At 61.5% G+C, this 14,637-nt stretch carries 12 protein-coding genes; 4 read left to right on the top strand and 8 right to left on the bottom strand.

Annotated elements, in window-relative coordinates:
- Together QOC89_RS16795 and QOC89_RS16790 are read right to left on the bottom strand one after the other, a co-directional pair.
- Nucleotides 1-868: hypothetical protein (locus QOC89_RS16795; protein ID WP_323046041.1), on the bottom strand; the 868-nt coding region annotated here is incomplete at its 3' end.
- A 90-nt stretch (nt 869-958) separates the two neighbouring features.
- The gene (locus QOC89_RS16790) at nt 959-1,909 is read right to left on the bottom strand and encodes a LysR family transcriptional regulator (RefSeq protein ID WP_323046040.1); all 951 of its coding nucleotides are present in this window, start codon (nt 1,907-1,909) and stop codon (nt 959-961) included.
- A gap of 118 nt (nt 1,910-2,027) precedes the next feature.
- On the opposite strand from QOC89_RS16790, the gene QOC89_RS16785 reads away from it, so the two are divergent.
- Both QOC89_RS16785 and QOC89_RS16780 read left to right on the top strand, forming a co-directional pair.
- On the top strand, nt 2,028-3,200 hold the full coding sequence (locus QOC89_RS16785; RefSeq protein WP_323046039.1) for a M20 aminoacylase family protein: 1,173 nt from the start codon (nt 2,028-2,030) through the stop codon (nt 3,198-3,200).
- A gap of 98 nt (nt 3,201-3,298) precedes the next feature.
- Nucleotides 3,299-4,654, top strand: coding sequence for an MFS transporter (locus QOC89_RS16780; protein WP_323046038.1), 1,356 nt, complete (start codon nt 3,299-3,301; stop codon nt 4,652-4,654).
- A gap of 299 nt (nt 4,655-4,953) precedes the next feature.
- On the opposite strand, the gene QOC89_RS16775 is transcribed toward QOC89_RS16780, so the two are convergent.
- Nucleotides 4,954-5,901, bottom strand: a complete 948-nt coding sequence (locus QOC89_RS16775) for an IS110 family transposase (protein WP_323046037.1) — start codon at nt 5,899-5,901, stop codon at nt 4,954-4,956.
- 914 nt (nt 5,902-6,815) lie between these two features.
- Nucleotides 6,816-8,114 carry a citrate synthase gene (gene gltA / locus QOC89_RS16770; protein WP_323046036.1) on the bottom strand — a complete coding sequence of 433 codons (1,299 nt, stop codon included), beginning with the start codon at nt 8,112-8,114 and terminating at the stop codon, nt 6,816-6,818.
- A gap of 431 nt (nt 8,115-8,545) precedes the next feature.
- Here gltA and QOC89_RS16765 point away from each other — a divergent pair, with 431 nt between their 5' ends.
- Nucleotides 8,546-8,947, top strand: a complete 402-nt coding sequence (locus QOC89_RS16765; protein WP_323046035.1) for a hypothetical protein — start codon at nt 8,546-8,548, stop codon at nt 8,945-8,947.
- A 200-nt stretch (nt 8,948-9,147) separates the two neighbouring features.
- On the opposite strand, the gene QOC89_RS16760 is transcribed toward QOC89_RS16765, so the two are convergent.
- The 3 genes from QOC89_RS16760 to QOC89_RS16750 form a co-directional block, all read right to left on the bottom strand.
- A complete protein-coding gene (locus QOC89_RS16760) occupies nt 9,148-9,933 on the bottom strand; it encodes an alpha/beta hydrolase (protein WP_323046043.1) in 786 nt (261 codons plus the stop codon).
- 309 nt (nt 9,934-10,242) lie between these two features.
- On the bottom strand, nt 10,243-11,295 hold the full coding sequence (locus QOC89_RS16755; RefSeq protein WP_323046034.1) for a rod shape-determining protein: 1,053 nt from the start codon (nt 11,293-11,295) through the stop codon (nt 10,243-10,245).
- A gap of 189 nt (nt 11,296-11,484) precedes the next feature.
- The gene (locus tag QOC89_RS16750) at nt 11,485-12,144 is read right to left on the bottom strand and encodes an alpha/beta hydrolase (protein WP_323046042.1); all 660 of its coding nucleotides are present in this window, start codon (nt 12,142-12,144) and stop codon (nt 11,485-11,487) included.
- A gap of 301 nt (nt 12,145-12,445) precedes the next feature.
- On the opposite strand from QOC89_RS16750, the gene QOC89_RS16745 reads away from it, so the two are divergent.
- Nucleotides 12,446-14,023, top strand: a complete 1,578-nt coding sequence (locus QOC89_RS16745) for a DHA2 family efflux MFS transporter permease subunit (protein WP_323046033.1) — start codon at nt 12,446-12,448, stop codon at nt 14,021-14,023.
- A gap of 86 nt (nt 14,024-14,109) precedes the next feature.
- Here QOC89_RS16745 and QOC89_RS16740 read toward each other — a convergent pair.
- On the bottom strand, nt 14,110-14,637 hold a 528-nt coding region (locus QOC89_RS16740; RefSeq protein WP_323046032.1), incomplete at its 5' end, for an AraC family transcriptional regulator.

The raw sequence follows: 14,637 nt of genomic DNA, 5'->3' as shown, positions 1-14,637 counted from the left end.
GTCGCTGGGTTCGGGCGACAGCAGCGGGCGGGTTGAGCACGGGCCGTGCGCAGTGCGCGACGAAGCGCGCCAGTCGCCCGGCGAGCGGGGCGGCAATATCCTCATCGCCGATCGCGTTGAACACGAGGTCGTAGGGCGGCAATTGCTGGTCTTCTTCGTCGGCCGCGTGGTCGATCGCGTACTTGATGCGGCAATTTTTCGTGCCGGGCAGCAAGGCATCGAACGGGACATTGCCCGCGGTGTGTGCGGCGCAAAGCACCAATACCCGGCGCTGCTCCGTGCCGCTTCCCTCGACAAACACACGCTGGATCCGATAGGCGCGTTGCCGATACACGGCCGCTTCAGTGACGTGTCCAGCGCTCGCGAGGATGGCAGCGAGGTTCTGGCAGGCCACCGCGACCTGCGGATCGAGCCTCAGAACCAGTCGATACCAGTACTCGGCGGTGACATGATTGCCTGTCATGAAGTAGCCGGTCGCGACATCGCAGAGATTTGCGGCGCTGGCGTCGGGTGTCGCGGCGGCGTAGGCGTCCAGTGTGTGCGCGGCGATCAGATGCGCGACGGCGCCCAGTTCGTCGCCGCCGCTGCGGCGGGCTTCCGCGAGGGCACGGTGATGGGATGGATCGAGCGAGGCGGGATTGTTAGCGTTGTTGCTCTCGCTGCCGGTTCTGTTTGCGCTGTCGCCGTCGCCGCAGTGATTGCTATTGTCGCTATGGCTCTCGCCGCCGGTTCTGCTTGCGCTGTCGCCGTCGCCGCAGTAGTTGCTATTGCCGCTATCGCTTCTACCGCTACGACTGCCACGTTGCGCTGACGTGCCCAGCACCCGTGTATCGTGATCGGCTTTGTTATCGAGCGGAGTCTGCTTCATGGTCGGCAAAAAGTGAGAGCAGGGCGGCGTGCCGCTGCGCACTCGAAGCATACTGGGCGCGCATGCGATTCAGCTTACAGGCCGGCCTCACTACAACAGCAGTTCGATCGAATGAAACAGGCGGCGCAGTTCGGGGTCTTGCGAGCGCGATCCTTCGTCGATCACTTCGCGCAAACAGTCGAGAAAACACGCGGCCGCCGGACTTGTCGGCGCACCGCGGCGCGACGTGATGCTGACGATCGTTTCGTCCACCGTTTCGCGCAAGGGTAGCGCCCACAAATTTTCTTTCGCGATGCTCACTTCGACGAGCGGCCACGGAAAAATGCTGAGCATGTCGGTATGCGCGAGCAAGCCCAGTACGACCGCGAGCGAATGCGCGAGATGAATCGTGTGCGGCACGCGCATGCCGCGCTTGCGGAACAGATTGTCCGAGATCGACTCACGGCTGGCCGGGTCCCAGTTCAGCACCCATTCGGCGTCTTCCAGTTCAAGCAGCGTGCGGCAACCCGCCTTCGGATGATCGCGGCGCGCGACCACCGCCGAGTGCGTCGAAAAGAGCGGCACGTTGTGAAACTCCGATTGCGGCGAAGCAGGCGGAGGACGGCCAATGGAAAAGTCGAGGCTGCCGTCGCGCAAACGGGGTTGCACGACCCCCAGCAGACCCTCGAAGAATTCCAGCTGGACTTCCGGCATGCGCTGCCGGAATCGCTGCACCGTGGGCGGCAGGAAAGTCAGCGCCACCCACGGCGTGACGCCGATCGACAGCTTGCCGGCCGCCGCGCCGCGCATCGCCTCGATCTCCGCTTGCGCGCGTTGCAACTGGCCGAGCACCAGCCGCGCATGTACGACTAGCGCGCGGCCGAACTCGGTGAACGCGACACCGCTCGCGCCGCGCACCAGCAATGGCGCTTGCAGATCGGCTTCCAGTTCGCGCATTGCCTTGGTGACGGCGGCCGGTGAAAGGTCGAGCGAACGGGCCGCGGCCCGAATACTACCAGTATCCGCAATGGCCGCTAAAGTGCTGAGCTGATGGAGTTTCATCTGACAAGCTTGTAGAAAGGTGGCAACCATAGGTTGCTGCCGCAACGATTCTACGCCTGCCGCTGGAAAATCGGCGCCGCTATGCTCGGTTCACGCATTCATCGACGGAGACGACATCGTGAACACCATGGCCATTCCGGCGGGCATCGCCGAACTCGAAGACGAAATGATCGCGCTGCGCCATCGCATCCACGCGCAGCCCGAACTCGCTTACGAAGAATTCGCCACCGGTGACCTGGTCGCCGAGCGCTTGCAGGAGTGGGGCTACACCGTGCATCGCGGGCTGGGCCAAACCGGCGTTGTCGGCCAATTGAAGGTCGGCAACGGCACGCGCAAACTCGGCCTGCGCGCCGACATGGACGCGCTGCCGATCCACGAAACCACCGGCTTGCCGTATGCGAGCACCGTCCCTGGCAAGATGCACGCATGTGGCCACGACGGCCACACGGCGATGCTGCTGGCGGCCGCCAGGCATCTCGCGCAGGAAAAGAGTTTCGACGGCACGTTGAACCTGATTTTCCAGCCTGCTGAAGAAGGCTTGGCCGGTGCGAAAAAAATGCTCGAGGACGGGCTGTTCGACAAGTTTCCGTGCGACGCGGTCTTCGCGATGCACAACATGCCGGGTTTTCCGACGGGCAAGTTCGGCTTCCTGCCGGGCTCGTTCATGGCTTCGTCGGATACGGTGATCATCAACGTGACGGGTCGCGGCGGTCACGGCGCGGTGCCGCATAAGGCCGTCGATCCGGTGGTGGTATGCGCGCAAATCGTGCTGGCGTTACAGGCCATTGTGTCGCGCAATATCGCGCCGCTCGACATGGCGATCATCACGGTCGGCGCGATCCACGCTGGCGAAGCGCCGAACGTGATTCCCGAGACCGCGGAGATGCGCCTGTCCGTGCGTGCGTTGAGGCCCGAGGTTCGCGACCATTTGCAGGAACGCATCACGGCGGTCGCGTGCGGACAGGCGGCCGTGTTCGGCGCGCGGGCGCATGTGGATTATCAGCGCCGCTATCCGGTGCTCGTCAACGATGCACAGATGACCGGCCTCGCACGGCAAGTCGCGCTCGACTGGGTCGGCGAAGCCGGTTTGATTGCCGACATGCAGCCGCTGACGGGCAGTGAAGATTTCGCATTCCTGCTCGAGCGTTGCCCGGGCAGCTACCTCATCATCGGCAATGGCGACGGCGAGGGCGGTTGCATGGTCCATAACCCGGGCTACGACTTCAACGACGATTGCCTCGCGACCGGCGCGGCCTATTGGGTGCGGCTCGCGCAGACGTTTCTGGTTTGAGGCGGCGGGGCGTAGGGTTGGATTGACGTCGCGCATTGCTTTCAGCGCACAAGGCCGCAGAGCCGCGCATCAGCAGGAAGGACACCATGGAGACGCAGATGGACTATTCCGCTACACCGCAACCCGCAGGCGCTGACGCGTTGAATCGCGCCGGCGTGCCGGGCGCGGAGCCGGCCAAACGTACGAGCCACGCCAAGGCGATCGCCGCGATCACGCTTGGCAACGGCCTCGAGTTTTTCGATTTCACGATCTACAGTTTCTTCGCGACGATCATCGGCAAGCTGTATTTCCCGGTGGAGGGGCAGCTTGCGCAACTGATGCTGGCGGTCGGTACCTTCGGCGTGGGCTTCATCATGCGGCCGGTGGGCGGCATCGTGCTGGGCGCCTATGCCGATCGTGCCGGACGCAAGGCCGCGATGAGTCTCACGCTGTGGTTGATGACGCTTGGCTCGGCGATTATCGCGTTCGCGCCGACATACGCGGCGATCGGTGTGGCCGCGCCTCTGCTGGTGATTCTTGCGCGTTTGATTCAGGGGTTCGCGCTGGGCGGTGAGATTGGTGCGTCGACATCGTTGCTGCTTGAATATGGCAGCGACAAGACACGCGGTTTCTACGGAAGCTGGCAGTTTGTGAGCCAGGGGTTGAACACGGTATGTGGCTCGCTGCTGGGTGTTGCGTTGGCGGCGGCGTTGTCCACTGCCGCGCTGGAGAGCTGGGGCTGGCGTGTGCCGTTTGTGATCGGCATGGCGATGGGGCCGATTGGAATTTATATCCGGCGTCATCTGGATGAGACTTTGCCGGGCGTTGAAGACGGCACGATGCCGGCGGCGCAGATGCCTGCGGCACAGCCCGTTCGCAAGTTGTTTCGCGAGCATTCGCGTGTGATTACGACGGGTGTGTTGACGACGATTGGTGGTACGGCGGCGAACTATATCGTGCTGTTCTATCTGTCCACTTACGCGATCCGGATTCTGCATTTACCGATGTCGTCGGCGCTGTGGGCCGCTTGGACCGCGGCGGTCGTGACGGTGATCTGTTCGCCGTTTGCGGGGGCTCTTTCCGATCGGGTTGGGCGTAAACGCGTGTTGTGGATTTCGCGGGTGATGCTGATTGTTGCCGTGTATCCGGCTTTTATGATTATCAATGCTTTGCCTACGGTGCCTGTTTTGTTGTCTGTCGTTGCTGTGCTGGCTGTGTTTGTCGCTTTTACTGCGGTACCTAATATCGTCATGTTGCCCGAGATGTTTCCGCGCGAGATTCGCGCTACCGGGATGTCGATTGTTTATTGTTTGGGGGTTTCTGTTTTTGGCGGGTTTGCGCAGTTTTTTGCTACGTGGTTGATTCAGATTTCTGGGAGTAATCTGGCGCCTGCTTGGTATTTGATTGGGTGTGGGGTTGTGTCGTTGTTGCCGTTGCCGTTTATGCGGGAGACGGCTGGGGAGAGGATTGACTGAGGGGGATGCCTGCGGCGTAGGGTTTTTTTTGATCGGGTTGCCTGCGGGGCGCTTTTTCTGTGTGCCTATGGCGGTGGCCTTTCCTTGTTTTCTTATTGGTGTATTAGCGTCGCCCCTGTGCGGGGCGGCACCTACTTTTCTTTGCCTGCCGCAAAGAAAAGCAACCGTATTGGAAGTCAAGCGGGAAGCTGTTCCTGAGTGCTGGATTCTCAATGTGGTCGCCCGTTCCGTACAGGCGAGCGCAAACCACGCGAGTGATCGCGTTCAGGTACCGCATCCAGGCAAAGCTATACCGCCGGTTAATTCGTCGATGGGTTCCAGGGTGTTGAGTTATGGACCATGGCGTTGAGCGTCACGATGAGCTTGCGAATGCACGCGGTCATGGCCACCTTGAAGGGTTTGCCGGCTTTACGCAGACGGTCATAGAAGGCTCTGATCGTCGGATTGAAGCGCAGCGCGGGGATGCAGGCCATATAAAGCGCGCGCCGCACGATGGCACGACCGCCCTGAATGCGACGTTTGCCGGTGTGTTTGCCGCTGTCGGAATTGAACGGTGCGACACCGGTCAGCGCAGCGATCTCGCGGCGGTTCAGGGAGCCGAGTTGAGGCATAAACGCGATCAGCGTGGCCGCAGCGCCGGGACCAATGCCGGGCACCGAGCGCAGCAGGTCCTCTTTCTGACGCCACGCGGGCGAAGAACGCATGAACGAATCGATGTCCTTATCCGCGACGGTGAGCTGCTGTTTGAGCCATTTGATATGGTCATTCAGGCTTTCCCTGGCCGCGGCGTGAGCGCGCTCCAGGCGGGCCTTCTCGGCCACGAGCATGTCGATGAGCTGGGCACGGCGCAGCAGCAGGGCCTGCAGCTGCTCGGTCTGCACATCGTTGAGCGGACGCACGACGGGTTTGATGACGGCGGCGAAATGGGCGATGACGAACGCGTCGATGCGGTCGGTCTTGGCCCGTTTGCCGGTGGCTTTGGCAAAGTCGCGCACCTGTCGGGGATTGACCGCGACGGCGGGCAGGCCGGCCTGGCAGAGCGCCCTGAGCACGGCGAGTTCGAGCTTGCCGGTGGCCTCCATGACGATCAGGGTGGGACCCAGCGCGTTCAGACGCTGGACCAGCTGTTCGATGGCGGCGGTTTCATTGTCGACACTGAAATGTTCGGTGGTGTCGTGGATGGCCACGTCGAGCGTGCTACCGCTGACGTCGATGCCGATATAAAGGGACGAAGAAGTCTGGTTCATCACGGTACCCATACTTGCAGGAAAATACGAGCTCGAGGCTCAGTCAACTGTTCGGGTTAGGAGGATGAGAAGGACAGTCGCTCAGGCTTTTCTGCGAGCTCAAGGCACTGTAGGCAGACGAGCTGACTGTCCGTGTGGCGACAACTGATCGGGTTGGTGCCACGGAGGGGAATATACAAGTAGGCAAAAGAAAGCGGCTCAAACCGTTAACTCTTAAGCGGGTCCCCTGGCTTGGAGGGGGCAGTGGTGCATCTGGAATCCGTGCCCTCGCACATTCGGCGTGAGTGACCAGGCGCTCATCAGCTCCCACTCCGCACTGCGTGCGTCGAGGATGGGTATGCATGGGGAACCAGTGGCTTCGTTTCGGTATGATGGGGGCCGTCGGCTTCGCCTCGGCAATGCACCCCGCTGACAGCGGGAGAAACCAGGAGACCGAAGAAGCGAAGCGATGAAGAGCGGCATGCACGCGACTCAGGTGAAGCGTGAGCACCAAAACACAGCGGGCGTTTTAAGAGCCGACGCGAAGCCGATGACCCCCGCCGCATCCAAACGAAGCGCAATGTTCCTGATGAACTCTTCTGGCGAGCACGCAGTGCGAGGCGGGAAGTATGACTGCTGTGTCACTAACGTCGAATGTGCAAGGACACCGATTCCAAATGCACCACTGCCCCCTCCAAGCCAGGGGACCCGCTTAAGAGTTAGCGGTTTGAGCCGCTTTCTTTTGCCTACTTTTCTTTGCGGCAGGCAAAGAAAAGTAGGTGCCCGCCCCGCACAGGGGCGACGCAAATACACCAATAACAAATCAAGGAAAGGCCAACACCGCAGGCATACAACCTAAAACCGCCCCACAGGCCACTAACTTAAGAAAAGCGAAGCGCCGCAGGCAACCAACCCAAAACCGCCGAACGGCAAATTCACCGTTTGGCAAGCGGCCGAGCCTCCCGCTGAGTCTCCCCGATAAACAACTGCCGCGGCCGACCGATCTTCTGCTCCGGATCAGCGATCATCTCATTCCACTGCGCAATCCACCCCACCGTCCGCGCCATCGCGAAGATACACGTAAACATAGCGGTAGGAATCCCCAATGCCCGCTGCACAATCCCCGAATAAAAATCCACATTCGGATAAAGCTTCCGCGAAACAAAGTACTCGTCCTCAAGCGCGATCTTCTCAAGCGCCATCGCTAGCTTGAACAACGGGTCATCATGCAACCCCAACTCTTCCAGCACTTCATGACAGGTTTCACGCATCAGCTTCGCACGCGGATCATAATTCTTGTACACGCGGTGGCCAAAGCCCATCAGCTTCACACCCGAATCCTTGTCCTTCACCTTCGCAATGAACTCGGGAATGTTGTCGACCGAACCAATCTCTTCCAGCATATTCAACGCCGCTTCATTCGCGCCGCCGTGCGCCGGACCCCACAAGCACGCAATGCCCGCCGCAATGCACGCAAACGGATTCGCACCCGACGAACCGGCTAACCGAACCGTCGAAGTCGACGCATTCTGCTCGTGATCCGCATGCAGAATCAGAATACGATCCAGCGCGCGCACCAGCACGTCATTCACCTCGTACTCTTGCGCCGGATTCGCGAACATCATCCGCATGAAATTCGCGCTGTACGACAACTCGTTGTTCGGATACACAAACGGCTGCCCCACGGTGTACTTGTACGCCATCGCCACCAGCGTAGGCAGCTTCGCAATCATGCGAATCGCGGATACGTCGCGATGCTGCGGATTGCTGATGTCGAGCGAGTCGTGATAGAACGCCGACAATGCACCGACTGCCGCCACCAGAATAGCCATCGGGTGCGCATCACGGCGGAAGCCGCGGAAAAAGAAGTGCATCTGCTCGTGCACCATCGTGTGCTGCGTCACGGTATTGACGAACTCTTCCTTCTGCTGCGCATTCGGCAATTCGCCTTTCAGCAACAGATAACACGTCTCGAGGAAGTCGGCGTTTTGCGCCAGATTGTCGATCGGATAACCGCGATACAGCAGCTCGCCTTTGTCACCGTCGATATACGTGATTTCAGAATTGCATGCCGCCGTGGACATGAAACCCGGGTCGTAAGTGAACTTGCCGGTCTGGCCGTACAGCTTGCGAATGTCGATGACATCCGGCCCGAGCGTGCCCTGATAAACGGGCAAATCAATCGTTTGGTCGCTGTCGGAAAAGCTCAGCGTTGCGTGTGTCTTCGAGTTCATCTACACGTTCCTTTTACTTTCACATCGCACACATGCCGGCATGCTCGACCGTCGGATCGCCGCGTGGCATGCTCAGGCTCCGCTCCGCATTCTACGGTCCGTAAGGGCTTTGATTGCGACGATTGACCGCAACAATCCATCTCGGCTCGCGCAACATTCGTTGTCTGAAAGATGCGTGTAATCGCCTGACGCAAGCGGAACATGCGCAAGCGCGCAGCGCGGCAACGCATTCAATCCGCTCAACGGCACTGTCAGCGAAATGAAGCCTGGTACGCGTACTGCAACAATGTTTTGCGGTAGCCAAGCTGCACAAGCACGGCCGCTCTGCGATACTGACCCCGTGTTTTGCTTCCCCTGCGAACACATCGCTGTCTTTGCCCGCCGTCCAACGGCGGGCTTTTTTCATCAGCCAGAAGAACAGGAAGGACCAGATGAACGCCTCTCTCGAAACGCTGTTTCCGGATCACGTCCACAACGAAGACAACATCGTCACCGCGCTGAATCATCAGGACATCGTCGTGGCGTTGTCGGCGGCGCTCAAGACGCAAGACGTGGCGGTGCTGCATATGCTCTATCCGCGTACGGATGCGCGTACCCACCGCAGTCTCGATGCTCTCGTCAACGTGCTGCACGGCCATGGCCTGCACGAAGTCGCGGATCTGATCGCGGGAGAGGCGCACTATCTGCTCTTCAAAGACCCTGTGAAAGCATGGAAAGCCTTCCACGAAATTCGCAACGACTCGCTCGCGATCGGCGTGCATCTGTATTACCACGGCCTCGTCGGCGAAGCCGCGGAACTCGCGCTCGATAAAGACGCCCATCGCAAGGCTTGAACCGCACCCGTTGCGCAAGTGCTGCGTCCTCAGTTCGGGGAGCTGAGCGCGGCCCGCATGCATCGCCTCGTGGCAAGAAGCGCAAGAAGCATCAGTTCATTGCAGGCTTATTGCAGGCTTATTGCACGCTCGTTGTCCATTCGATGGCGCACTCCGGTGCGCGAATCGAGCACTCAATGTGCACCCATCTCACGCGTTTATCAAACGTCCACTGAGCGAATGAACCCGTCGACGTAGCGATTGAACGCCGCCGGATGTGCGAGGTTCATCCCGTGCGAGGCGCCGCGCACCGTTTCGCGGCGCGCATCCGGCAGCCATGTTTGCAGCGCCGTCGCCGTGCGGCGGAACATGTCGGGACTCTTTTCGCCGTCGATCAGCAGCACCGGGCAGCGCACTTCGGCCGCTTGCTCCGCTACATAAGCGGGCAACGGGTCGCGGAATTGACGCGCGAGCGTGTGCGCGTTGTCGGTCGCCATCCTGCGAAAACCAGGCGTGCTCATCGCCCAGAAACCAGGCCGGCTTACCGAATCGACGAAGAGTTGCAAGCCGGCTTCCACCTCGCCTGTTTCGATCAGTTGAGCGGCTTTCGCGCGCAACGCGTTGACGGTCTCGGGCAAACTCGCGGGCGCTCGCCCGGCGATCTGCAAGGGGCCACCCGGATCGGCGAGCGTCAGCGTACGCACGTACTGAGGATGGCGTCGCGCGAAATGAAAGGCCACGCAGCCGCCACGCGAATGCCCTACTACGTGCGCAGGCCCAGCGCCAAAACGATCGATGAACTCGGCCACATCGTCCGCATGTTCACTCCAGCTGAACGGCCGGTCGGGCTCGATATCCGTCACCGGCCAGTAGTGAGTGAGACTCACCGCGACACAGCGGTAGTGCTTCGACAAACCCGCGAGTTGCGGTTGCCAATAACGGTAGTCGCACAGCGAGCCGTGCACGAACAGCAGTAGTTCGCCAGCGCCCGCTTCCACATAGGGCATATGCAAGCCGCTATGCAGTTCGATAAAAAACGGCGAGGCGGGCGAGGACGAAGTGGTAACAGATTGATTCACAGAGGGTTCAGAGACGGCGCGGCAACACCTGAATCCGGCGACGCCGGCTGGAAATGGATTCGAGGAAGAAATCGTGTTCGCGTCCCTGAAATTGGGATGCGGGGGGCTATTGTCACACAGCTGTTAGATAGGCTACCGACGCTTGTTCGGCTGCGTGTGGTAGCGCGAATCAGGTTGACTTCGCGTGGCGGCGCGAATCGGATGATGCGAATCCGGCAGCGTGAATCCCGCGCCGAGTCACTCGTACGCGCTATCGTCGAGCAAACCGGCGGCAACCGCCGCGCCCGCGCCACGCACCGCGCAGGTGAGCGGTTCGTCGGCGACGTGGACGTCGAGCCCGAGTTCGTTGGTCAGGCGCCGGCCCAGATTACCGAGCAACGCGCCGCCGCCGGTCAGCACGATGCCGTTGTGTGCGATATCCGTCACCAGTTCGGCAGGCGCCGTTTCAAGCGCGCGTTTCACAGCGCCGATCACCTGACGCAGCGGACCATCGATCGCCTCGGCGATATCGTGGTTGCTCAACTGAACCGTGCGCGGCAAGCCGTCGTCGACGCTGCGCCCGGTCGCGTTCATATGCTCGACCGGCACGTCGCGCACAGCCGAGCCGATGCCCTTCTTCACGTGTTCGGCGGTTTGCTCGCCGAGCAACACGCCATACAGGTTGCGCACATAACTGACGATCGCGAGGTCGAAACTGTCGCCGCCCACGCGAATCGAGCCGCTATACGCGAGGCCGCCCAGTGAGATCACGCCGACTTCGGTCGTGCCGCCGCCGATGTCGACCACCATCGAGCCGATCGCCTCCGACACCGGCAAGCCCGCACCGACCGCCGACGCCAGCGATTCGCCGATCAGACTGACCTTCCACGCGCCGGCCGCCACCGCGGCTTCCCTGATCGCGCGACGCTCGACCTGGGTTGCGCCCTCCGGCACGCATACGGTGAATGCGGCGCGCCGGCTGAACAGCGGCCGCGGACGGGCCATGTCGACGAATTGCCGGATCATCTGCTCAGCGGCGGAAAAATTGGCGATCACGCCATGGCGCACCGGCCGCACGGCTTCGACGTTGCCTGGCGCGCGGCCGAGCAGCTGACGCGCTTCGGCGCCCACTGCCGCCACGCGTTTGTGCCCGGCGGCAGGTTCTTTCTGGAACGCCACGACGGACGGCTCGTTGAGCACGATGCCGCCGTTGTCGGTATAGATAAGCGTGTTGGCCGTACCGAGGTCAACTGCCACGGAATGACGGAACAGTCGATCGAAAAGCGGGTAATGCGGCGTCGGTCTGGCCATAGGAAGGCTCTGATATGTCGTTATCCGCCCGTTCCGGGCAGTCTGGAAAATGCGCCCCCGGTCACCCCGTGCCGCGAGGACGCCCGGATGGGCGTTGCGCGTTCCGCGTGGCGGAGGTGATTTTCATGCTAATGAGCAGTTAACGGCAAGCAAAACGGAATCTTTAGCCACTTTTCAATTTCAGGCGAGTCAATCGCGTGACAAAGCACCCAGCGCATGCTCCAACGCCTGCTTGCCGAGCTCGACGCCGTCCGCGTTGATCGTGTGTCCGATCCCGGGCAACGCGTAGGCGTCGACCGTGTAGCCGGCGTTGCTCAATGCATCCGCGGCGTATTCCAGTTCCTGTACCGGGATCACTTCGTCGTCTTCACCGTGCACGAGCGTGAGCGGTGTGCCGTTCTGCGCGACGATCACCGAGGCGAGCCGCCCCGAGTACGCAACCACGGCGGCGGCGCCTTCCGCGCTGGCCGCCACGTGATGCAGCGCCATGATCGAGCCTTGCGAGAAACCCACCAGCGCAAGCCGGCCGAAAGGAACGTGCCAGTACGTCAGTTCCGCTTCGAGCATGCGCCGCAAGGCTGGATAGGCAGCGGCGACCCGCGCCTCGCGGTTGCCTTCGTTGACATCGCGCAGGCTGAACCATTGGCGTCCGCCGAAGCCGCCGTCAAAAGCGTCAGTGCCGTCGAGCGAAGTGAACGCCACGTCCGGCAGGCTCTCGCTCCAGATGTCCGCGAGCGGCATCAGATCGCGCGCATTGCTGCCCACGCCATGCATCAGCACCACCAATGCCCTCGCGGGCATTGTCGCCGGCGCGCGCCGCCAGCCGTGTTCGAATTGCTCCCACGCCATATTCAACTCCTCTTTGTGCTCGCTGTATTTCCGGTTCGTGTTTCGCACGCATAGCCAGGCACGCGTCGACGTGCTGCCGTCCTGCATGCGCACGCCGCAACGCGAGACTCCATGCAGCCTCAGTCGGGAGCATACGCTGCCGGACTCGTTTGCGTGATCGGACCTGCGTGAGTCGGTGACGTCAAAACCCGAATACAGGTATGCTTTTGCGAGCATTCGCCGGGTTAGCCGATTCTCTGCCCGCGCAGTGAAAAAAAACGCCTGTATAGAACATTCGTCGCACCGCAATCCGGAGAACCGTTTGAGTCAGCCCCCTTCCGCGCCCGCTGTCACGCCGCCCGCACCTCCGCCGCCGCTGCAAGGCGGCAAACTGGTTCTGGCGACCATCGCCGTCGCGCTCGCCACTTTCATGAACGTGCTCGACACGTCGATTGCGAACGTTGCGATTCCGACCATTTCAGGCAACCTCGGCGTCTCGGTCGATGAAGGCACGTGGGTCATCACGGTGTTCGCCGCCGCCAACGCCGTCTCGATTCCGCTGACCGGGTGGCTCACGCAACGCATCGGCCAGGTCAAGCTGTTCGTCGGCGCGATTCTCATGTTCGTGCTGGCGTCGTGGCTTTGCGGCATTGCGCCCACGCTGCCGATCCTGCTGGTCGCGCGGATTTTCCAGGGCGCGGTGGCCGGCCCGCTGATTCCACTCTCGCAAGCCATTCTGCTCGGCTCGTATCCCAGGGAGAAATCCTCGACCGCGCTCGCGCTATGGGCGATGACGGCCACCGTCGGCCCAATTGCGGGCCCCGCGCTCGGCGGCTGGATCACGGATAGCTATAGCTGGTCGTGGATCTTCTACATCAACATCCCGGTCGGGATTTTCGCGGCCGGCGTCACGTGGATGATCTATCGCACCCGCGAATCGGCAACCCGCAAGCCGCCCATCGACGTCATCGGCCTCGGTCTGCTGATTACGTGGGTCGCGTCGCTGCAGATCATGCTCGACAAGGGCAAGGACCTCGACTGGTTCTCGTCGCCGGTGATCGTGATTCTCGGTATTACCGCCGTGATCAGTTTCGCTTTCTTCCTCGTGTGGGAGTTGACCGAAGAGAATCCGATCGTCGATTTGCGGCTCTTCCAGCAGCGCAATTTTCTCGGCGGCACGATTGCGATTTCAGTGGCGTACGGCGTGTTCTTCGGCAATCTGGTGCTGCTGCCGCAATGGATGCAGGAGTATCTGAACTACCGCTCGGTGGATGCCGGTCTGGTTACCGCGCCGCTCGGCGTGTTCGCGGTGCTGCTTGCGCCGGTGATGGGCCGCGTACTGCCGCGCTCGGACGCCCGCATCATTGCGACCCTCGCATTTATCGGCTTTGCGATTGTGTTTTATATGCGCTCGAAGTACGTGATCGAAATCGATACCTGGCATCTCGTGCTCCCCACGCTGCTGCAAGGCATTCCAATGGCGCTTTTCTTCGTGCCGCTGACTGCGATCATTTTGTCCGGTCAGCCACCGAACAAAATTCCTGCTGCCGCGGGCTTGTCGAATTTCGCGCGGGTGTTTTGCGGCGCGGTGGGTACGTCGATCGCCGGCAACGAGTGGAACAACCGCACGGTGCTGCACCATGAACGGCTCACCGAACAGGCCAGTGTCAACAACCCTTTGTTTAACCAGCAGATCGATTCGACCCAGTCGCTGCTGCATCTGAATCCGCAATCGGCGCATGCGCTGTTCGATTTCACCGTGAACACCCAGGCCGCGATGATGGGCCTGAACGACATTTTCTTTGTGTCGGCGATCATTTTCATTCTGATCATTCCGCTGATCTGGATTACAAAGCCGGCCAAGGGCGGTGGCGGACCGGATGCAGCGGGCGCGCACTGATAGCGGTGTTTTCGGTCCCGGCGCGATTCCACGCAATGACGACGGATCGCGGCGCTCCAGTTTATGCAGACGCAAAGGGCGCGCGGTCAGCGGAAATAGCGTGCCGGCGTGTCGCCGAAGGTATCGCGGAACACCGCGATAAATGACGAGACGTCGTTATAGCCGACCTCGAGCGCCACCTGCGTGACGCTCGCCCCGGCGCCCAGACGCTCCAGCGCAACCAGCAGCCGCAGTTGCTGCCGCCACTGGCCGAAGGTTTGCCCGGTCTCCTTGACAAAGAGGCGTGCCGCTGTACGCGCGGTCACGCCGGCGCTCTGCGCCAGATTGTCGAGCACTGCCGGCTGCGCCACGTTGGCGTTCAGCGCCTGGGCAATCCGCTGAATGCGTGGATCGCGCGGCCAATGCAGCGCGAGCGGCGCCGCGGGCAAGCCGGACAGGCGGTCCAGCATGACTTGTAGAAGGCGCTCAGCGGGTTCGTCGAGCGGTGGGTCGAGCGGCAGATTGGCCGCGGCATCCAGCAAAGCTTGCGCGAGACGGTCGAGCACCAGCGCGACGTTTTGCGCGGGGAGTGGCGCGGCGTGGGGAGCGGCATACAGCGTATAGAGCCGCACAGG

The organism is Paraburkholderia sp. (assembly GCF_034668105.1).
Taxonomy (GTDB): Bacteria; Pseudomonadota; Gammaproteobacteria; order Burkholderiales; family Burkholderiaceae; genus Paraburkholderia.
The sequence above is the reverse complement of the archived record's forward strand: the minus strand, read 5'-3'. Positions and strand labels throughout refer to the sequence as shown.